The sequence below is a fragment of the Bacilliculturomica massiliensis genome (genome assembly GCF_900605495.1).
In the GTDB taxonomy this organism is placed as follows: domain Bacteria; phylum Bacillota; class Clostridia; order Peptostreptococcales; family Anaerovoracaceae; genus Bacilliculturomica; species Bacilliculturomica massiliensis.
On the sequence record NZ_LR027603.1, the window covers coordinates 246,710 to 267,475 of the forward strand.

Annotated in this window: 18 protein-coding genes; 2 read left to right on the forward strand and 16 right to left on the reverse strand. The window is 56.0% G+C overall.

Features of this window, described 5'->3' with window-relative positions; genetic code table 11:
* Positions 1–52: 52 nt before the first annotated feature.
* The 3 genes from E0E37_RS10790 to yabP are packed head-to-tail and all read right to left on the reverse strand — an operon-like array spanning position 53 to position 1,306.
* On the reverse strand, positions 53–661 hold the full coding sequence (locus tag E0E37_RS10790) for an FtsB family cell division protein (RefSeq protein WP_130863058.1): 609 nt from the start codon (positions 659–661) through the stop codon (positions 53–55).
* Complete coding sequence (gene yabQ, locus E0E37_RS10795; RefSeq protein WP_130863059.1) at positions 630–1,025, reverse strand: spore cortex biosynthesis protein YabQ; 396 nt, start codon at positions 1,023–1,025, stop codon at positions 630–632. The genes E0E37_RS10790 and yabQ overlap by 32 nt, the downstream gene beginning before the upstream one ends.
* Positions 1,022–1,306 (reverse strand): sporulation protein YabP, encoded by a 285-nt coding sequence (yabP, locus tag E0E37_RS10800; RefSeq protein WP_130863060.1) that lies wholly within the window; start codon positions 1,304–1,306, stop codon positions 1,022–1,024. The genes yabQ and yabP overlap by 4 nt, the downstream gene beginning before the upstream one ends.
* 287 nt (positions 1,307–1,593) lie before the next feature.
* On the opposite strand from yabP, the gene E0E37_RS10805 reads away from it, so the two are divergent.
* Complete coding sequence (locus E0E37_RS10805) at positions 1,594–3,270, forward strand: formate--tetrahydrofolate ligase (protein ID WP_207302955.1); 1,677 nt, start codon at positions 1,594–1,596, stop codon at positions 3,268–3,270.
* A 282-nt stretch (positions 3,271–3,552) separates the two neighbouring features.
* Here E0E37_RS10805 and E0E37_RS10810 read toward each other — a convergent pair whose 3' ends face one another.
* Together E0E37_RS10810 and E0E37_RS10815 are read right to left on the reverse strand one after the other, a co-directional pair.
* A complete protein-coding gene (locus tag E0E37_RS10810) occupies positions 3,553–5,382 on the reverse strand; it encodes a sensor histidine kinase (RefSeq protein ID WP_130863061.1) in 1,830 nt (609 codons plus the stop codon).
* A gap of 3 nt (positions 5,383–5,385) precedes the next feature.
* A complete protein-coding gene (locus E0E37_RS10815; RefSeq protein ID WP_130863062.1) occupies positions 5,386–6,084 on the reverse strand; it encodes a winged helix-turn-helix domain-containing protein in 699 nt (232 codons plus the stop codon).
* A 362-nt stretch (positions 6,085–6,446) separates the two neighbouring features.
* On the opposite strand from E0E37_RS10815, the gene E0E37_RS10820 reads away from it, so the two are divergent.
* The gene (locus tag E0E37_RS10820) at positions 6,447–7,637 is read left to right on the forward strand and encodes a S8 family peptidase (protein ID WP_130863063.1); all 1,191 of its coding nucleotides are present in this window, start codon (positions 6,447–6,449) and stop codon (positions 7,635–7,637) included.
* A 186-nt stretch (positions 7,638–7,823) separates the two neighbouring features.
* On the opposite strand, the gene E0E37_RS10825 is transcribed toward E0E37_RS10820, so the two are convergent.
* From E0E37_RS10825 to E0E37_RS10875, 11 genes are all read right to left on the reverse strand, one after another.
* Positions 7,824–10,742, reverse strand: a complete 2,919-nt coding sequence (locus tag E0E37_RS10825) for a peptidoglycan DD-metalloendopeptidase family protein (RefSeq protein WP_130863064.1) — start codon at positions 10,740–10,742, stop codon at positions 7,824–7,826.
* A gap of 48 nt (positions 10,743–10,790) precedes the next feature.
* Positions 10,791–12,068 carry a DnaD domain protein gene (locus E0E37_RS10830; RefSeq protein ID WP_130863065.1) on the reverse strand — a complete coding sequence of 426 codons (1,278 nt, stop codon included), beginning with the start codon at positions 12,066–12,068 and terminating at the stop codon, positions 10,791–10,793.
* Positions 12,069–12,152: 84 nt separating this feature from the next.
* Entirely contained in the window at positions 12,153–13,436 is a 1,284-nt protein-coding gene (locus E0E37_RS10835) for an adenylosuccinate synthase (RefSeq protein WP_130863066.1), read from the reverse strand.
* A 72-nt stretch (positions 13,437–13,508) separates the two neighbouring features.
* On the reverse strand, positions 13,509–13,724 hold the full coding sequence (locus E0E37_RS10840; protein WP_130863067.1) for a DUF1858 domain-containing protein: 216 nt from the start codon (positions 13,722–13,724) through the stop codon (positions 13,509–13,511).
* 13 nt (positions 13,725–13,737) lie between these two features.
* Positions 13,738–15,072, reverse strand: a complete 1,335-nt coding sequence (dnaB, locus tag E0E37_RS10845) for a replicative DNA helicase (protein WP_130863068.1) — start codon at positions 15,070–15,072, stop codon at positions 13,738–13,740.
* Positions 15,073–15,081: 9 nt separating this feature from the next.
* Positions 15,082–15,525: a 50S ribosomal protein L9 gene (gene rplI / locus E0E37_RS10850; protein WP_130863069.1), complete on the reverse strand. Its 444-nt coding sequence runs from the start codon at positions 15,523–15,525 to the stop codon at positions 15,082–15,084.
* Between the two features lie 27 nt (positions 15,526–15,552).
* Positions 15,553–17,520, reverse strand: a complete 1,968-nt coding sequence (locus E0E37_RS10855) for a DHH family phosphoesterase (RefSeq protein WP_130863070.1) — start codon at positions 17,518–17,520, stop codon at positions 15,553–15,555.
* A 263-nt stretch (positions 17,521–17,783) separates the two neighbouring features.
* The gene (gene rpsR / locus E0E37_RS10860; protein ID WP_130863071.1) at positions 17,784–18,023 is read right to left on the reverse strand and encodes a 30S ribosomal protein S18; all 240 of its coding nucleotides are present in this window, start codon (positions 18,021–18,023) and stop codon (positions 17,784–17,786) included.
* Positions 18,024–18,052: 29 nt separating this feature from the next.
* A complete protein-coding gene (locus E0E37_RS10865) occupies positions 18,053–18,469 on the reverse strand; it encodes a single-stranded DNA-binding protein (RefSeq protein ID WP_130863072.1) in 417 nt (138 codons plus the stop codon).
* Between the two features lie 14 nt (positions 18,470–18,483).
* Positions 18,484–18,771: a 30S ribosomal protein S6 gene (gene rpsF, locus E0E37_RS10870; RefSeq protein WP_130863073.1), complete on the reverse strand. Its 288-nt coding sequence runs from the start codon at positions 18,769–18,771 to the stop codon at positions 18,484–18,486.
* Between the two features lie 133 nt (positions 18,772–18,904).
* A complete protein-coding gene (locus E0E37_RS10875; protein WP_130863074.1) occupies positions 18,905–20,143 on the reverse strand; it encodes a tyrosine-type recombinase/integrase in 1,239 nt (412 codons plus the stop codon).
* Between the last annotated feature and the right edge of the window lie 623 nt (positions 20,144–20,766).

Consider the following 20,766-nt stretch of genomic DNA (forward strand, 5'->3'; position numbering starts at 1 on the left):
ATCCCTATATTATAATAGAAAAAACGGGCTGAGCCCCTTTCTTTTTTTCTTATTATTTTCTTACTAAATCCTTAATTTGCTCAACGACGGCGCTCCAGGTATCTTTCAGTCCGGCGACCATAGAGCCGACCCAGTCATCTTCTTCCCCAAAGCCGTCCAGAGCTGATACTGTCACCTGCAGCGCTCCGTTTGACGCGGTTTTCAGGCCGGCCTCGGACACCGCCGGCGCTCCCTCTCCATCGTCGCCGGGCAGCACGTAGATCTTTTCTCCCTGGCGGATCATGTGGAGATCCCCCCGGGCCTTCTCCTCGATGTACTCGTCCGAATCCACCAGCGAGTACTCCTTTTCCATCTGTTCCTTCTGCTTCTCAAGAAGGGCCACCGCTTCCGCGGTCTCCGCCCGCTTCGCCTGCAGCGTGACGATATTGTAAACGGAATAGCCGATCACACAGACGAAAACGAGAAACACCGCACAGTAGATCAGCCGTCTTCTGACTTTCTTCCCCGTTCGACGCGGCGAAGAGGGAACTTCCGTTTCCTGACGGCTCTTTTTCTTTTCCGTGAGCTGTTTTCGCTTTTCCCTTCTTCTCTGCCGCTCCTCCTCGAAGTCGATCACCTGTTTGTTTTCTTTAAATGCGCGGCTTCTTCTTTTTTTCCCCATGCCTGCGTCCCTCTGTTACCCCTTTTCTAAAAAGTGCTTTATGTTTTATTATAGCACAAAAGGGGCCGTTTGACTGTGAAAATTTTTTCACAAAGCAAGTCTCCCACAGAGCGGCGCCAATGCAGAATGCGCCCAGCGAGTGGAAAGTGACCGACCCGTAGGCGCAGTAGTATAAAAATGAGGAAGCCAGCAGGGCCGCGAAGACCCAGAATAACAGATCTTGTACGAAGGCCACGGCCGCCGACGGCTTTCTCTTTCTCTGGTAGAGTCCCAGCAGATCGTGAAAGATCATCACGGTCATTCCGGCAGCGCACATGACGGCGATATCCCGGGACTGCGCTACGATGATCTCGCTCATCTTCATTTGAGCAGTCTCCCCAGCAGACTCTTCGACTGCTTATCTTTTTTCTCCGTGTAGACGGCGGACTGCACGAAACCGGTGATCACCACCTTGCCTTCCTCCAGATCCAGCCTCTGGATGTGCAGATTCTGCCCCTTGATGACAAGCCCTCCCTTGTCAATGGTCAGCAGAATGGTCTCCTCCGTAAAGGTGTCCACGTCGGCCACGTCTGTGACCACCATGCGGTTTCTGCTCTCTATGTATACGCTGTGAGGTCCATTTTTCTTTGTTTTTGTCTCGTCCATGCTCTTTCCTCCCGCTCTCCTGCGGCGTTTGCCGCTTTTTGCAGCGCGCAGCCGGCGCCGCGGCCTCCCGCTTGTCTGCGGATCGCCGTCCGGGGCCTGCTTTCCCCCGTTTTTAAAGATATGTGCGGCGGCGCGAAAATATGAGAACAAAAAGTGTCATAGGGTTGACAAGGACAGTGCCCTCTATGGTATTTTTAATAGGTAACCTTCCGTTCCGCCTGGACGGAGACGGTCAAGAAGACACCACAGGTCCGCAGAATCACAACTTGGATTGAAAAGGAGCAGATATGAGTATAAAAAGCGACATACAGATCGCGCAGGAGGCGGAGCTTCTCCCCATCGGCCGGATCGCGGAGACCGCAGGCATCGGAGAACGTTATCTGGAAACTTACGGCAAATATAAAGCCAAGATACACTACGATATTCTGGAAGAAAAAAAGGACAGGCCAAACGGCAGGCTGATCCTGGTGACAGCTATCACGCCCACGCCGGCCGGCGAGGGAAAGACCACCACCACGGTGGGCCTGGCCGACGGCATGAAGCGCCTGGGAAAAGACGTGCTGGTGGCGCTGCGCGAGCCCTCCCTGGGCCCTGTCTTCGGCCTGAAGGGCGGCGCCGCAGGGGGAGGACGCGCCCAAGTCGTGCCCATGGAGGAGATCAATCTCCACTTTACCGGCGACATTCACGCCATCAGCGCGGCAAACAACCTGCTGGCCGCCATGCTGGACAACCACATCTATCAGGGCAACAAGCTGGATCTGGATGTGCGGCGGATCACCTGGCGCCGTTGCGTGGACATGAACGACCGCCAGCTCAGGTCCATCGTCACCGGTCTTGGAGGCCGGACCAAAGGCGTGCCCCGGGAAGATTCCTTCGACATCACTGCCGCCAGCGAGATCATGGCCATCCTGTGCCTGGCCAGCGATATGGCGGATCTGAAGACGCGGCTGGGACGCATCATCGTGGGCTACACTACCGACAATGAACCGGTCACCGCCTCTCAGCTGCACGCCCAGGGCGCTATGGCGGCCCTGCTGGCCGACGCGCTGAAACCCAATCTGGTCCAGACCCTGGAGCACACGCCGGCCTTCATCCACGGCGGTCCCTTCGCCAACATCGCCCACGGATGCAATTCCATCATGGCCACGAAGATGGCCCTGAAGCTCTCGGATTATACCATCACCGAAGCCGGTTTCGGCGCGGATCTGGGCGCTGAAAAGTTTCTTGACATCAAGTGCCGCATGGCGGGACTGGCGCCTGACGCCTGCGTCATCGTAGCCACGGTGCGGGCTCTGAAACACCATGGAGGAGCCGCGCGGGAAATGCTGGACGAGGAGGATCTGGACGCGCTGAAGAGGGGGCTGCCCAATCTTCTGCGCCACGTGGAAAATATCACGCAGGTCTACGGACTGCCCGCGGTAGTAGCCGTCAACCGCTTCCCCGCAGACACGGAGGCGGAGCTGGCTCTCATCGAAGAGGAGTGCCGGAAGCTGGGCGTCAATGTGGCCCTCAGCGAGGTCTGGGGCAAAGGCGGCGAAGGCGGGATCGCCCTGGCCCGTGAAGTGGTCCGGCTCTGCGAGACGCCCTCCCGCTTCACCTTCTGTTACGACGATGATCTGCCCATTGTGGAAAAGATCCGCACGGTGGCAAAACGGATCTACCGGGCCGACGACGTGATCCTCTCACCCGCAGCCGAAAAAAAAGCATATCAGCTGGAAAATCTGGGATTTGGCCGTCTTCCCGTCTGCGTGGCGAAGACGCAGTACAGCTTTTCCGATAATCCCAAACTGGCCGGCGCCCCGGACCATTTCACCATCACGGTGCAGAATCTGAAAGTCTCCGCCGGAGCAGGGTTCATCGTGGTGCTCACAGGCGATATCATGACCATGCCCGGTCTTCCGCCTGTGCCGGCCGCAGAGCGCATCGACATCGACGAGAGAGGCCGGATCAGCGGTCTGTTTTAGGTTCCCCGCCGCCTTTCAGACCGCCTTTCAGACCGCCTTTTGGACCGTCCTTCAGGCGGCCTAGCCGCTGATGGGAGGAACGCGGACAAAAATAGACAGCTGCAGAATGGAAATTCAACAGGATGCGCGCCCTTCGGCGGCCCGCTCATTCTGTGAATCGACCATTTTGCAGCTGTCCTTTTTATTGCATATTTACATACGGCCGGCCCCCGGTCAGCCATAAGACCCGTCAAGCGCCCGGCGCGCAGGCTCTGTCCACAGCCTTCGTCGGTCCGCGCCGCCCTACTCGATATTGCTGATCCCCCGGCGCACGGCCAGAGGCAGCGAGATAAAGGCCTTGGTGCCCTTTCCCTCCTGGCTCTCGATCTCGATGGTCCCGCCGTGCTCCTCCACGATCTGCTTGGCGATGGCCAGTCCCAGCCCCGTTCCGCCCATGGCCCTGGAACGGGCTCTGTCCACCCGGTAAAACCGCTCGAAGATCCGTGGGATCTCGGACTCGGCCATGCCGATGCCGTTGTCCGCGACGATGATCCGGGCCAGACCGTCCTTTTCCACCACGTCGATGTCGATCCGGCCGCCTTCATTGGTATATTTGATAGAATTGCTCAAAATATTCAATATGACCTGTTCGATCCTGTCTTTGTCGATCATCACCATGACCCGTGATTCCGGATCAAACAGACAGTTCAGGTGCTGCTGTTTTTGACGGGCGGTCATCTCCACCTTGGTCACCGTCAGCTTCAGAAGGCTGATGAGATTGCTCTCCTTCATATGCCACTTCTCCTGCTGATGGTCGATCCGGGACAACTGCAGCAGATCCTTAACCAGCCGGTTCATGCGGTCCGCTTCCGAGTCCACGATGGAGAGAAAGTTTCTGGATATCTCCGCATCTTCAAGAGCGCCGTCCAGCAGCGTCTCCGTGTAGCTCTTGATCGTCGTCAGCGGCGTTTTCAGCTCGTGGGACACATTGGCCACAAAGTCCGTCTGCATATTCTCCAGCTTCTGCCGCTCTGTAATGTCCTGGATGATCATGATAATGCCCACATCCTCGTCGTCTTCATCCTTGAAGCGGTCGTAGCGGATGGCAAAGATAGAATTTCCGTGGTCAAAAATATCCTGTCCGCCTTCCTGAAGGCAGTTTTCCTTGATGGTATCCAGCTCCAGATTTTTCTTATTGCCCAGGATCTCCTGATAATTTTTAGATTCCACGTCCTCCGGCCGCAGGTTCAGCATGGCCAGCGCCGCCGGATTGGCGTGTATGATCGTCCCTTCCAGGTCGATGGCGATCAGTCCGTCGGCCATGTATTTCAGGATCGTCTCCAGTTTGCTCTTCTCATTGGAGATCTCCGACAGCGTAAAATCCAGCTTCTCTCTGAGAAGATTGAACATCTCCGCCAGCCGGCCGATCTCATCGTCAGACTTGACGCTGACCTCCTGGCTGAAATCTCCCTGAGACATGCGTTCAGCCTTCTCCGTCACATCGTTGATCGGCACGGTGATGCTGCGGGCGATGAGAAATCCCAGTACTACCGTGACGAGCAGCGCCAGCACCATAGCCCGCACAAAGATCGACTTGGCCTGTCCAAGAAAATCGTAGATAGAGTCAAGATCCGCACGAATATAGACCACGCCCGTAACGTCGTCTCCCTCTCCGATGGGGTAGGCCAGATTCTTTACGGGGATGTTCCCGGTAATGACGCCGTCCTTTTCCTCCATTTTATTTCCGCCCAGGGCTCCGGTGATAATGCCTACCTCAAGTCCGGCTCTTCCCGCAGACTGTCCGATAATATTGTCGATGGTGGAAGCCACCACGATCAGATCCTTGTCGACGATGGAGAGCTCCTCCCGGAAGCTCCGGTCCCAGCCGTCGTCGATGCTCTTCTGTATCTCTGCCTGATGTTCCATCAGATTGTCGTATTCTGCGAAGGACGTCAGCATGCCCGTGTCGTTCACCGTCTTCGTCAGATTATCTCTGGTCGAATTCAGCTGGTAAGCCTCCAGCTGATTGACGATGAATACGGAAACGATGGTCAGAGCGATGAATACCAGCAGGAAATAGATCAGCACGATCCTCCACCGCATGCTTCCAGTCCACTTTTTTTTCGCCAGCATGCGTTATGGCCTCCTGAAATAATATCCGATCCCTCTTTTTGTCATGATATACTTCGGTTCGCTGGAATCGTCCTCCAGCTTTTCTCTGAGACGCCGCACCGTCACGTCGACCGTTCGGATATCGCCGTAGTACTCGTAGCCCCAGACCTCCTCCAGCAGCTGCTCTCTGGAAAACACCTTGTTTTCCCTCTCCGCCAGATATTTCAACAGTTCAAACTCCCGAAGCGTCAGCTCCAGCGGTTTTTCGTCCTTTCTCACCTCGTAGCGGTTCATGTCGATGGCCAGATTGCCGAATTCCTTCACGTTGGAGGGCGCGTCCTGCATGCTGGACATGAGCTCCGTTCTGCGGATGTTGGCCTTGATCCGCGCCACCAGCTCTCTCATACCGAAGGGCTTTGTGATATAGTCGTCCGCCCCCAGCTCCAGACCCAGAACTTTGTCTACTTCCTCTTCCTTCGCCGTCAGCATGAGGATGGGCACCGCGCTGGTCTCCCGGACCTTTTTGCACACGGCGAAACCGTCCAGAATGGGCAGCATGACGTCGAGAAGGATCAGGTCGGGCTCCACGGACAGCGCCTTGTCCAGTCCTTCCTGTCCGTCGTAGGCCGTCTCCACAGAGAAGCCTTCTTTCACCAGGTTAAATTTAATAATATCCGATATAGACTTTTCATCTTCGATGATCAGTACCTTTTTCTGTTCCATTACTCTCCTCCTAAAATACCCGAAACCCCGACCGGCGGCTGCAGCCCGGTTCCCCACATCCCGCGTCCCGCATCCGTGCCTGAAAAGCATCCGGATCGGCGCGATCCCTCCCTTTCCCGCGCCTTCAGCCGGTCTATATTTAATTAGTATACCAAAAAATGCGCAAAAGGTCAAAGAAACTGAATCATTAATGGCGGGAAGGGTTTTTTTATCCCGCCTTCGGTCCCCACAGAGAGCCGCTCTCCCATAGGACGGCTCCGGAACCATGGACTGGAAAAACGCATATACTGTATCAGCTCTTTTCGCCCGGACCGATACCGGCGGAACCATGGAGTGAAATCTTATCAGGAGTTGATACTTATATGCAAATTGATCCCAATCTCACCGCCAAACTTTCTTACGTCAAAAAAGAAACGGTACCGGTGATCCTATATTCCAGGCAGACCATTGCCGATATCCGCGGCTGCATCAGCGAAAACTACGGACAGATCAAATACGAGCTTCCCTTCATCAACGCCGTAGCTGTGGAACTGTCCAAAGAGAAACTGCATTCTGTCTCCGGTCACCGCATGATCCAGATGATCAGCGACGACGCGCTGGTGACAAAGGTGGGCCGCTCCGGCCCGCCAAAGGACGGGGCCGGAGCGGCCCGGCCAGGCGCCCGGACCGCGGGCTACGACGTCCAGTGTCCTGCCCGGCAGGACAGGGAGCTGGACCGATGCCGCGGCATGGGCACCGGCATCGCCTTCATCGACACCGGTATCGCCCCTCACTACGATCTGATCTATCCGGAAAACCGCATCATCGCTTTCCGCGATTTCATCAACGGCAGATCCATGCCCTACGACGACGATGGTCACGGGACCCACGTGGCGGGTATCGCCGCAGGCAACGGCTTCTGCTCCGGCCGTTACGCAGGCACCGCTCCCTGCGCCAGTCTCATCGGCGTCAAAGCCCTGGATGATAAGGGAAACGGCACCACCTCCGACATCCTGGCCGCCCTTCAGTGGATCATCGACAACCGCCGGCGTTACAACATCCGTGTGGTAAATCTATCTCTGGGAGTCCCCACCGACCTCTCCTACGGCGAAGATCCGCTGATCAAGGGAGCCAACGCCGCCGTGGCCTGCGGCCTGACAGTGGTGGCCGCGGCGGGAAACAGCGGTCCGGGGCGCGGCACCATCAACTCGCCCGGCACCAGCCCTTATGTGATCACCGTGGGAGCCGCCGACGCGGCGGACGCCTCCGTGGCCGATTTCTCCAGCCGCGGTCCCACCTCCAGAGGCTTCCTCAAACCGGATCTGCTGGCCCCTGGCGTGGACATCGTCTCGCTGGACTATCGGAATCCCCGGGGCTACGCGGTGGAATCCGGCACTTCCATGGCCACTCCCTGCGTGGCCGGAGCGGCGGCCTGTCTCTATTCCATGCGGCCCTCTCTCACCCCCGCCCTGATCAAGCGCATCCTGCTGCAGTCCACCATCCCTCTGCACATGGAACCTTACAACGCTCAGGGCCGGGGCGTGCTGAACTACGAAACGTTTTTCGCCCTCTGACCGCCGTTGAAAGTAAAACATGATCCTGCCCTGCCGGCGGCCCTTCCCCCCAATGAAAAGGGTGCTGCAAATTAAATTTTTGCAGCACCCCCCGCCCGGTCCGCGGTCCGCGGGCCGCGCTGTGTCTCTTCTCTCCGGCGGTCTGCCCGAAAGTTTGCAGACATCCGTCGTTCTTCATTATCAATATTACAGATAGTTCAGGGGATTTTTGGGCACGCCGTTGACGTGTACCTCGAAATGCACGTGGGGTCCGGTGCTGTTGCCGGTGCTTCCCACCTTTGCAATGGCTTGTCCCTTATACACTTTCGCCCCTCTGCTCACCAGCAGCTTGCTGCAGTGAGCGTAATAGGTCTCCATGCCGTTGCCGTGATTGATGATGACCAGATAGCCATAAGAGCCCTTATATCCGGCAAAAGTGACGGTGCCGCCGTCGGCTGCCGAGATCGTAGTACCCTTGGCGATAGCCAGGTCGATGCCCTGGTGTTTCCGGCCCCAGCGAGCCCCGAACCGACTGGACAGCCTGGCTCCCCGCACCGGATAGGAGAAAGTTCCTGTGGCCACGGTCCTGGGCTTTTCCTTGGTTCCGACCAGAACGATCTGATTCGTGGGCTCCGACAGCACCTCTGATTTCAGTTCCGTGCGGCTGACCTCCGCCCCGTTGTTTCGGACGATCTCCGCCACCACCTGGCGCTGGCCGTTGACTCCCTTCAGCTTCACATTTTTTTCGCCTTTGTAATATGCGCTGGTATCCTCATAGACCACTTCAAATGGGATTTCTTCATTATAGGTTGCCACCTCTGTGGTCTGCACCGTCAGAACGGGCGAATCCTGGGTCAGGATCAGCTCCTGATCGATCTTCAGCTTATCCGGGTTTACGCCGGGATTGGAAGCCTGCAGCTCGGAAGGTTTCAGACCGTAGCTTTTGGCGATAGCGTTGAACGTTTGGCCCTTCTGCACCACGTGGACCTTTTTTTCCACCGCTCCAGTGAGCAGATACTCTCTCACCTCATCCACGTTTTGGATATTCCCCAGCTCCGTGTCGATCTCTTCTACCTTCACATCCTGGGCAAAGCCGACGCTTTTGTACTCCACGCCCTCTTTCTGCTGAGAAAACCGCTCAGTTATCTCATCCAGCAGTTCATCTGCCAGCTGACGGCTCTGCAGAACGCCGGTGCGCTTGCCGTCCGCCATAATAGCGTAGCCCTTGGCCTTCAGCGTCTTCATATAGGTCAAGCTGTTGAGCACGTCGTCCTTGCTGTCGATGACGTGTCCAAATCCGATCACCTTGCGGAAGGAAATGTCCTTCTCTTTATCGATCTCGATGTCGGCTTCCAGAGATTCGGATAGTTTTCCCCCGATAACGTCGATGGTTTTGTATACGACTTCCTGATCCCGCACCATCCCCAGGACCCTGCCGTTGTACATATATTCATAAGCGGTCAGATGGCCGATCACAAGCCCGGCGACCAGCGCGCAGGCCACTGCACCGGAGAAGCAGGCAAACATCTTCATCTTGTGCTTCTCCGCGTAGACCAGCATGCGGAGCCCCCGGATATAGCCGCGCTCCGCCAGGACCTTCGCTCTGGCAAAGATCAGGCTCTTCCTCACGCCCACGTCGGCCGCCCTCTCTCCGCACCAGGCGGAAAACTGCGCCTGCCTGATCCTCATCCAGTCTCCCAGGATCTGAAGCCGGCAGGTCAGCGGCCGCAGATGGGCGGCCCAGACGGCCCGGTAACGGGCCATGCGTTTCTCATGAGTCAGGTGATTTTCACCTTCCATGCCTTTGCGGGTATGATGCAGCTCTTTCGTCAGGCGGCCGGCCTCTGCAAAAAAGCCGCCCGTACTCCTGAAGAGAGCGTCCACCGCCTCATCCACCGCCCTGCTGGGCTGGTCGGCGTCTGCCGGTCGGTCTGCAGGTCCGCCGGGCGATATTTGATCGGGTCCGCCCCGGTTCGACTCTTCCTTGCCGGAGGCGCCTCCGGCCGGCTCTCCCTGGGGCCCTCCGTCGCCGGAAGCGCCATCCCCTCCCGGGGTCCCTCCGGGGCCTTTCCCGCCGCCCCGTTCCTTCTTCTTCCCTTTTTTAGAGAAAGCGGAAGCCAGCCCGCCCACAAAGGCGGACAGCTTCTGGCCAAACGTCTCGTTCTCCCCTTCCTCCGCGGCGATCTGTTCCGCCGTATCGAAGAAGCGATCTACCGCCTTGGCCACCCGCTCATCCTCCGTGGTCTGTTTCGGCTCCGGTTTGTTTTCAGCCGAAGGAGCCTTTGACGTCTCCCGCGTTTCTCCCGCGCCGGACCGCTCTCCCGGACCTTCCGCCTTCGCAGGCTGTGATGGTTCCCCGGATGTTTCCTGCGGGCTCTGCCCGGCGGCCATGACTTTCTCAGCCGTCCGCGCCGCCTCCGCCTGCGCGGCGGCTTCCTGTTCCTGCGCGATCCTGCTCTTTGCCGCCTCCGCCTCCGCTACCGCCTGGGCGGCCAGCTGTGCGATGGAGACCTTCTTTTCTTTCTTATCCTTTTTCGGCCGCTTTTCCTCCTGAGGCTCTTCCTCCCCTGCCGGGCCAGTGACCGCCTCTTTTTCCTTTTCCAGCTCCTCCCGCGTTGGGTAGATCGAAGAACGCTTCTTTGGTTTCCACGGTTTCGGCGCCGGCTTCGTCTCGCCGGCGTCCTCCGGCGAACCATGTTCTCTCCTCTGTCCCTGGTCCGTCTCAGGCTTTTTCGGGATCTCCGGCTCTCCGACGGACGCTTTCTGTTCCGCCTGCGCCCCGGAGGATAGTTCTCTGTCCTCCGCGTCCTCTTTCTTTCCTCTGGAAACAGTCCCCTTTTCAGGGACATCTTCCCTCTCCGGCTCTTTTGCGTGTTCCCGCCGGCCCGCATCTTTCTGCCGCTTCTGTCTCCGTGTGCTCCTGCTTTGTTCCAGCGCTTCCTTTTCTTTTCTGCGAAGCTCCTGGATCTCCTCCAGATGACGTTCCATCTCTTCGTCAAAGCTCTTGTTTTTCAGCTGAGAAAGCTTTTCGTCCACCTTCTTCGTGATGGCCTCCAACGTTTTTTCCTGGGAAATACGTTCGCCTTCTCTGTCGCCGTTTCCATTCTGTTTTGGGTCCATTGTCATAAAACAACCTCCGAGAAGCCCTGCAGTCCGGCGGCGGAATGATCCGCCCTATAGCTCCGCCAGTTTTCTGGCAAAACAGCCGCACCGTTCTCCCGTATCCAGCACGCCTGTGTCTCTGCACAATGCGCAGGTGTAAACAGGGTCCATGTAATCTATCTTAAAATTGTTTTCCGTCATGAGAAACGCCTTCTCTTCATTGAGACGGTCAATCCGTTTTTTCATCTCTCTTATCTTCGACTTGGCGTCGCTTCTGCCCGACAGCATGACCTTAGAGATCTGAAATCCCAGCTCCCGGACCTCCTCGTCGATCTCCCTGATCTGCGGCACGCTGCCGTACACTTCCGCACGCCTCTTCTCCACAATGGCCTCGTTTTTGGCCCGGTCTTCATCATAGGAGCGCATGACCCGGTTGATCCTGCCTCCTGCGCCGGCGGAGGAAGCTTTTTCGCTCCCGCTCCGGCCGCCCCCGCTGCCGGTGTCGCCTTTGCTCCAGGCGATCAGCACGCTGTTCACATAGTTGATATTGGGACTGGATATGCCGCTGGTCTTTGCACAGGCCTCCAGGACCTTTTCGATCCCGAAGCCCAGCCCGTCAAACCAGCTGTCCATAATACGCTTCTCCTGAGCGGTGGGATTTCTCATAAATCCCAACTCCTTCAGCACGCGCTTGTAGAGATAGTGACGGCTGTCGTTCTCCCGCAGGTAGGCTTCCGCTTCCTCCACGGTCTTCAGACCTTTTTCCGCCCACTCCTTCACCACCGCGCTCACGTATTTGTACTTGCTGTTGCCGCGGTTGGAAGTACAGTAGCTGTAGGCGTAGACCACCAGCGCCGGGCTGACGCCGTAATCCTCGATCCACGACAGAATACCCGCCGGCTCCTGACCTCCCAGCAGCCTTCCCGTGACCTCCTCGATCTGTTGATACATCTCGCTGATGGTATCGTCCTCCATGAGGTTTTTCAGGGCTTCCGGCACCTTTGCCTCACTCTTTTTCCGCCCCGTCTTCTTTCCGTAGACCAGCTCCCTCAGATTCAGAAACTCCACCTGATAATTGAACTTATCCCGCGAGTCCCTGTAGTGCTTTTTGATCAGTCCCTGCTCCTCCCAGTAGGTCCAGGCCATCAGGACCTCCTCGTCCGCCATGGAAAGCTGCTTGGCAATAATGTCGTTTTCCAGGGGTACATTAATATCCGCGTACATCAGAGCCAGCAGATAGACCTTCACATAATTCCCCGGCGCCTGGACCATGTACTCGTTGATAAACATATTCTCCACGCGGGTGTCGTGCAGATAATAGTCCTTAATGTTCTGCCTTTTAAACTTCATTCCCGAATACCCTCCGCAGCCTCCGGGGCACGGCGAAGCCGCCCGCCGCCGCGTTCCCTCTCCGTCCCCTGCCGCTGCATTCCTCTAAAAAATCGTCTCTCTCATTATGGTCTGTTCTCTCCTGGCTCCCACGGATATGCTCTTCACGGGTACGCCCGTCACCTCCTCGATGGCGGCGACATAATCCTTCGCTTCGGCAGGAAGCTCTTCCCACGTCCGGCAGCCGCTGATATCGCATTTCCAGCCGGGAAGCTCCCTGTAGACCGGCCTGCACTCCTCCAGAATATCCAGCCTGGCGGGAAAGTCGCAGACAGTCTTTCCCCTGTGGTCGTAGGCCACGCACAGCTTGACCGTGTCAAAATCGCCCAGCACGTCCAGCAGCATCAGAGCGATGCCCGTCATACCGTTGACCCGGGCGGAATACTTCACCACCACGCCGTCAAACCAGCCGCACCGTCTTGCCCGGCCTGTGGTCACCCCGTACTCGTGGCCCAGCTCTCTGATCCTGTCGCCGGTAGCGTCGGACAGCTCTGTCACGAAGGGCCCCTTGCCCACGCGGGTGGTGTAGGCCTTGGTAATGCCCAGCACCTCCTGAATGGCCCCCGCGCCTACGCCGGAGCCCGCCGTAAACCCGCCGCTGGTGGGGTGGGAACTGGTCACATAGGGATACGTTCCCAGATCAATGTCCAGCATGGTTCCCTGAGCGCCCTCAAAGAGCACCTTTTTCCCGCTCCTGACCGCTTCGTAGACCATAACGCTGGTGTCTCTGATATAGGGGGCCAGTCTCTTGGCGTATTCCACGTACTCGCTGACGACGGCCTCCCGGTCCAGAGGTTCGCCGCCGAACAGCCTGACGATGATCTCGTTCTTGTTGTCGATCTGTGCGGAAAGCTTCTCCCGGAAGCTGTCCGGATCTTCCATATCGCAGACGCGCAGTCCGCTTCTCTCGATCTTGTCCATGTAGCAGGGACCGATCCCTTTTTTCGTCGTTCCGATATCCGCCTGTCCCCTGTTCTCTTCATACAGGCTGTCCAGCACCTTGTGATAGGGCAGGACCAGATGGGCTCTGTCGCTGACATAGATCTTGTCCACATTGGCCCCGTCCTTTTTCAGGGCCTCCAGCTCCCGGAAAAATCCCGGAGCGTCAAATACCACGCCGTTTCCGATAATATTGACCGCAGTATCGTTCAGTACTCCCGAAGGGATCAGATGGAGCGCGTACTTTTTATCGCCGATGACCACGGTGTGGCCGGCGTTGCTGCCTCCCTGGCTGCGGACTACCATATCCGCTCTCATCGCCAGATAATCGATCATCTTTCCTTTTCCTTCGTCTCCCCACTGGGAGCCTACTACCGCTAACGTTGGCATGGTTATCACATCCTTTTTTATTGTATTGTATCGGACGGCAGACGGCCGAGCGCCGCGCCGCCGGATCACTCTCTATTCTTCCTCTTTTTTCATTTCCAGATACGCATTCAGATCGGAAAGCAGTTTCTCCAGATCCGCGCCGTGTCCCTCGGCGGCCTCAGCCAGGCTCTCGCTGGCCGCTCCGGGGCAGCCCAGACAGTTCAGGCCGTTTTTCTCAAACACCTCCGTAATGTCCTCATCCAGGTCAAGAATCTCGTCAATCAGCATGGTTTCATTGATCTTCCGCATGGCTAAGCCCTCCCTATTCGGAAATGCGGCTCTTGTCGGCAAACCTGGTGTACTTGCCCAGCCAGGTCAACTCTACAGTTCCTGTGGAGCCGCTTCTCTGCTTGGCGATGATGACATCGCAGACGTTTGGCCGGTCTGTGGTGTCCGGGTTGTAGTACTCGTCCCGGTACAAAAATATTACAATATCGGCGTCCTGCTCGATGGAGCCGGATTCGCGCAGGTCGGAAAGCTGAGGCGTTTTCGGCGTTCTGCTCTCAACGGCCCGGGACAGCTGGGACAGAACGATGACGGGACAGTCCATTTCCCTGGCCAGCAGTTTCAGAAAACGGGATATGGTGGAAACTTCCTGCTGCCTGCTCTCGGAACGTCCGTCGGAGGCCATGAGCTGCAGGTAGTCGATGACCACCAGATCAAGCCCTTTTTCCGCCTTCAGCCTGCGGCATTTGTTGCGGATCTCCATGACGGAGACGCCGGGCGTATCGTCGATAAAAATATTGGCCTGGGAAAGCTTGTCCAGAGCCAGATGGATGCTGTCCCAATCCTTCCGGTCCACGTTCCCCGTCTTCAGTTTCTGCATCTCCACTCTGGATTCCATGGAGAGCATACGCTGACCCAGCTGCTCTCTGGACATCTCCAGACTGAATATCAATACGGTGGCCCCTCCCTTTACCGCCGCCTGTTCCGCCACGTTCAGGGCAAAGGCCGTCTTCCCCATGGCGGGTCTGGCGGCCAGAATGATCAGATCGGATTTCTGCAGACCCGCCGTCTTCTCGTCCAGATCCATAAAGCCCGTGGTCAGTCCCGTCAGATTTCCTTCCTTCTGGGCCATCTCGTCGATCATCTGTATGTTTTTCCAGAGAACGTTTTTCAGCGGCTCAAAATCCTTCGTCTGCCGCGCCTGAGCGATCTCAAAAATGCTTTTTTCCGCCTGATCCAGAACCTCCTCCGGCTCCATTTTTTCCTGATAGCTCTTTTCGATAATATCGGAGGACGTGCTGATCAGACGGCGCAAAATGGCTTTCTCGGAAATGATCTTCGCGTACTGCCCGGCGTTGGCCGTACTGGGCACCGCGGTGGAAAGAAAGGCGATATACGCTCTGCCGCCCACCATCTCCAAGGACTTTCTCTTCCGCAGTTCCTCTGTGACGGTGAGCGTATCCACCGGCTCGTTGCGCCGGAAAATATCGGAGACGGTGGCGAAGATCTCTTTATGGGCTTCGCTGTAAAAATCGTCCTCCTTCAAAAGCTCCATCACGTCGAACAGCGCTTCTTTGTCCAGAAGGACGGCCCCCAGCACCGATTTTTCCGCATCGTCGCTGTGGGGCGGAATTCGTTCCATCTGACTCATATCAGTCTCCTAAACGATAATATTTACTTTGCACTTGGCCGTCACTTCGCTGAACAGCTTGATCTCCACTTCCATCTCGCCCACCTGCTTGATGGGACTGTCCAGAACAAACTTTTTCTTGTCCACCTCAAATCCGTACTGCTCCTGCAAAGCCTCGGACAGGTCCTTGGATGTGATGGCGCCGAACAGGCGGCCGCCCTCGCCGGCCTTGGTCTTGATGGTCACAGTGACCTTCTCTATCTTCTCAGCCATGGCTTTGGCGCTGGCCAGATCCTCTGCTCTTCTGGCCCGCAGTTCTTCCTGCTTCTTTTCCAGTTCCTTTATATTGCCGGGAGTCGCCTCCTTCGCCAGACCTCTGGGGAGAAGCATATTTCTGGCGTAGCCGTCGCTGACTTTGGCCACAGTTCCGGCCTTTCCCACTCCTTTAACGTCCTGCAATAATATTACCTGCATGTCTGTATCCTCCTTTTATTCTTTCCTCTATTTTTCTTTTGTCCTCTCGTCCATGATCTGACGGATCTGTTCGATGGCCTCCTCCGGCGGCACGTCCACCTGAGCGCCCGCGGTGGTCAGATGACCGCCGCCTCCCATCTTTTCCAGCACCGTCTGCACATTGATCTCTCCCAGGGAACGGCCGCTGATGACCGTGATGCCCTCCTTATTCAATCCCGCCACAAAGCTGACCTTGATCCCCTCGATGTCCAGAAGGGAATCCGCCGTCTGAGCGGCCAGGATCTGCATGTTTGGATCGGAATCATCCGTCCAGGAGTAGGCCGCTCCGTCTCCGCTCGTCTGAGCCGAAGCGATGAGAGCCGCCCGTTTGCGGTAAAAATCGATATCGGTCTGAAACAGCTGGCGTACGTTGGCGGTATCCGCCCCCATCCTCCGCAGCCACGTGGCGGCCTCGAAGGTCCGCACTCCGGTCTTCACCGAGAAATTCTTCGTGTCTACCGTGATCCCGGCCAGCAAAGCCTCCGCCTCCAGCTTATCGATGTCCTTTTTCTCCCCGATGTACTGAAGGATCTCCGTCACCAGCTCCGAGGTGGACGAGGCGTAAGACTCCATATAGGTCAGCGTAGGATTTTCTATGCAGTCCTCCGAACGCCGGTGGTGGTCGATGACCACGATCTTATCCGTTTTGTACAGCAGATCGGGACACTCTGTCAGCCCGGGTCTGTGGGTGTCCACCACGATGAGCACCGTCTCTTTTTCGATCATGCTCAGAGCGCCGTCGCTGCCTGCGAATTTATAGCTGCCGCTCTGCACGGCCCGGTCATAGATCTTCTGCAGCGATTCGTGGAAGGAATTGATGACGATCACCGCTTCCTTGTTTCTGTTTCTTGCGATGTGATACACTCCCAGAGCCGCGCCGAAACAGTCCATATCCGGCCCCTTATGGCCCATGATGATCACGTTGGACGCGTTGTCGATGAGCTGGCGCAGAGCGTGAGCCATGATCCTGGACTTGCCCTTGTTGCGCTTTTCCACCGTCTGCAGCGTTCCGCCGTAATACTCTACCTTGCCGACTTTTTTCACCACGGCCTGATCGCCGCCCCGGCCAAGGGCCAGGTCCAGCGCCGCGCCCGCGTATTCATCCGACTGCATGGGGTTCTTTCCCCCGGCGCCCACGCCGATGGAAAGAGACACCGGAAAGTCCGCGTCCGTCTCGATCCCGTGAACGTCGTTGAGCACGGGGAATTTATTGGCTTCCAGCCGTTCCAGCTGTTTGACTTCGAGTATCATAATATATTTGCTCTTGCTGATCTGCGTGATGGAAATACTGTTCTTCTGTCCCCACTGGCGGATGGTCCTGTCGATCTCCGCCGCGATGCTGGATTTGCGCTCCGGCGGAGAACTGGCCAGCAGATCGTCGTAATTGTCCACGTTGATATAACCCAGACAGATCCGCTCGTCCTTGTAAAGGGTCTTCAGCGTTTCCAGGCTGGTCACGTCCAGCCAGTAGAGCATGGTGTTTCCGCCGTCGTCCAGCATGGAGGACATGACGCGGAAGGTCTTTCCCCCATGGGTGACCAGAATGTGCTTTTCCACATCCTCCTCGCAGAGAAACTCCGTATGTTTCACATTGGTCACCTGCTTGATATTCGTGCTGAACATCTCCACGTCGTCAAAGATCTCCGCAAATTTCTTGTTGATCCAGAGAATTTCTCCGCTCTGATCGATCATGCACAGGGGCAGGGGATTTTTCGTGATAAAGTGACGCGTGGTGTCGTCCATCTCCTCCGTGATGCTCTTGGCGTATTCGCCCAGAGCCTTGCTCCGGTTCCCCTCCATCTTCTTGTAATACAGAGCCAGCCCGCCGACGACAGCAAAGGCGGCCAGTCCCGCGGGACGGCTGAAAAACAGCAGCGCCAGCGAAAACAGGAGAAGCACGGCCATGTTGATCCGGAGATATGGACCGATTAAACTTTTAATAAATTTTGTACCCATTTATTACTTCCCTCTCAGGCTTTTCCCGGTTTTATCGTACCTTTAATTATATCATAGACCGCGCTCTCAATTGTAGTATTTTTTGCCGTACTATATATTAATATATGTATTAGATGTATAAATTACCCTAATCATTAAATTATTCTTTACTGAATTCACTCATCTAGTGGGCTCCGCGGTTCCCCCCACAAAATCCTGTGGCCCAAACCCGAAACCCCGGGAATTTAAAAAGAAGCGAGAAAACCCCGCTTCTTTTAATTTTCTTAGTCGGCTGTGTAAGGCAGCAGAGCAACGATTCTCGCTCTCTTGATCGCCTTTGTGACTTCTCTCTGATGAACGGCACAGGTGCCCGTGATTCTCTTGGGCAGGATCTTGCCTCTCTCTGTCACATACTTCTTCAGCTTCTCGACATCTTTATAGTCGATGGTCTCTGTTTTATCGGCGCAGAACTGGCAGACTTTCTTTCTGCGCATTCCGCCGCCGCGTCTCTTATCCATCACCATGGTTTATCCTCCTTCTTTACGATATGGGTTTAGAATGGCATGTCGTCGTCCGTCAGGGCTTCAAAACCCTCCGGGATCATATCGTCGCGGTCATCGGCGCGTCCGCCGCCCATTCCGGACCCGGAACCGCCTCTGTCGCCCCATTCTAAAAACTCGACTCTGTCAGCAACAATGTCAGTGGTGTATCTCGTTTCACCGGCCTGCGTTTTGTAGCTCCCCGTCTGGATCCGCCCCTGAACGCCCACCAGGCGTCCCTTGGAGAGAAACCGCTCGCAGTTTTCCGCCTGCTTGCCGAATACTACAATGCGCAGAAAGTCGGCCACCTTTTCTTTGGAAAAGGGGCGGTCAACAGCGATGGTAAAGGTCGCGACCGCATTCTGAGTGCCCGAGGTGTAGCGCACCTCCGGATCTCTGGTCAATCTTCCGATCAAAACTACTGAATTCATAATGTCACCAACCCTTATTTCTCGTCCTTGTTGATAATGATGTGTCTCATCACGTTGTCAGAAATCCTGAGTCTTCTGTCGAGTTCCTTCGGCAGCTCTGTTTTCGCGGCAAATTCGATCACCACGTAGTATCCTTCGTTCTTCTTCTGGATCGGATACGCCAGCTTCCTCATTCCCCATACGTCTACCTTTCCGACTTCACCGTCAGCGGCAATGATCTCCTTTACGGTCTCGATCGTCGCTTCCTTTTTTTCGTCTTCCAGAATAGGATCGATGATGAACATGATCTCATACTGATTCATTTTTTTCACCTCCCTGTGGACTGAATGGCTCCGGCCGTCTGCCGGAGCAGAGAGCATTTTTCTGCACAGCAACGCTGTCTTTGCAAATCATGCCTTATTAGTATACCATAATGAATTAAGATTGCAAGAATTTTTATATCACATTGCACACATTTTCTTCGACCGAACTGCATTTTGCGGCCCCCATGCTTTCCAGCACCTGCTCCGCCATGAGGAACTCAAGCCGGTTGATGCAGCTTCTCTTGTGCTCAGAAAACGAATGCGTGTAGACCTTAAGGGTGATCACGCCGCTGCTGTGGCCCAGGCATTCACTCAGGCTCTGTACGTCCATATTGCTCTCGATGCAGCGGGTGGCGAAGGTATGCCGCAACGCATGAAAATTCGCCTCCTCCACCTGAGCGGCTTCCAGGATCCTTCCGAAGCGTTTCTGAAAGACCCGGGGCTCGATATAGCCCCCTTCCGCAGTAGAAAACACCGGGGAATCCGGCTGTCTCTGGAGCTCCGGCAGGCTGTTCCTGTACAAACTCAGCCAGGTCATCAGCTCGTCTTTCACCGGGAAGCTCCGGATCGAGCTGTTGCTTTTTGGGGGGCCCAGCTGCAGCATGGTCTTCTTCTTCGCTCCCCGGGGCGCGTCCACCCGTTGCAGCGTCCGCCGCACGAATATCCTGGATCCGCCCATATCCACGTCCTTCCACTGCAGGCCGGACAGTTCCCCCACCCGCAGACCGGTGTACAGTGCAAATAAAATGCCCAGACAGGTGCTCCTGGCGTTTTCCCTCTTCGCCCCTCTGAACAGCGTTTCCTCGATACGGCTCTGTTCTTCTGTGGAAAACACCCGTATATTTCTGGAATCCCCGTGACTGGACCGTTTCATTTTTCTCTTCGGGATCTCAAGTATGTAATGCTCTTCCAGAGCGAACTGCAGCATACTGTAGATCAGAAACATGAGAGAATCCACCGTCACCGGCGACAATCCCCCGCCCCCGTCGAGCCTGCCGTCTTTTAACTTCTGCCAGCGAAATTGATCCAGGGACTGGGCGGTGATCATATGCACCTTGCAGCTTCCCAGCAGCGGCAGGATGTGCTTTTCAACATTGCGGTCATACAGATTGAGCGTGGAAGGATGCAGATTGGGATCTGTCTTTTTCCAGCGCATCCACTCCATAAAACACCCAGCCACCGTCAATTTCTGCTTCCTGAGCTTTCCCTTGCCCTTCTCCACCTTCTGTTTGATCCGTTTCGCCTCGGTATAGCTGGACGCGTAAACGTAGCCGTACTGGATCTTTCCCGATAGAGTATCGTACCCGGATATATAACGGCCCTCCCACCGTCCGTCCAGGCGTTGATAAATATTCTCACCTTTTCTCGCCATAATAAAAACTCCTTTTCTGCCGGATGGGAGAAAACCGTATAACCGGTTTTTTTGGTGGACGATTCACGCACACAAAAAACAAAAAAACAAAACAAAGGCCGACTGCGCGCTGACCGCACGGAACACATGGCTCCGTCGGTCTTTTTGCAGGCTGCATCCCTGTTCTGTCTGTTTTCTGAACAACAAAAAGACTATCACACCCACAATGTGATCTTCCTTATGAAAAATGGCCACAATCTTGTCCTCCCACACTGAACAATCTCCGGCATGCACTTGCGTCCCCGGTTCCCCGGTTCCGCATTTTTAATATTTCATTCCCACTTCTATAGTATAATTCAACTCTGCCAGATCCTACAAGCTAAAATTTACAAAAATCTTCCCGTATCGAACTTTTCTGTACATAGATCCCGTGTTCTGCATTATTTACATAACCTACAGCAACGGCGTCTCTCCTGCATGGCTTACGCCGTGGCGGTACCGGATACTGCTATCCAGCAGGCGGAGAAACAGCATCTTTCCTGCGCGGGGCTTACGCGGCCTGCCGGGATCCTCCGGATCGTCTGGTTGTCTGGGCAGCCAGGAGTCTCATCCCGGCCATCTGATCTGTTCCGGCCGCCGGGATC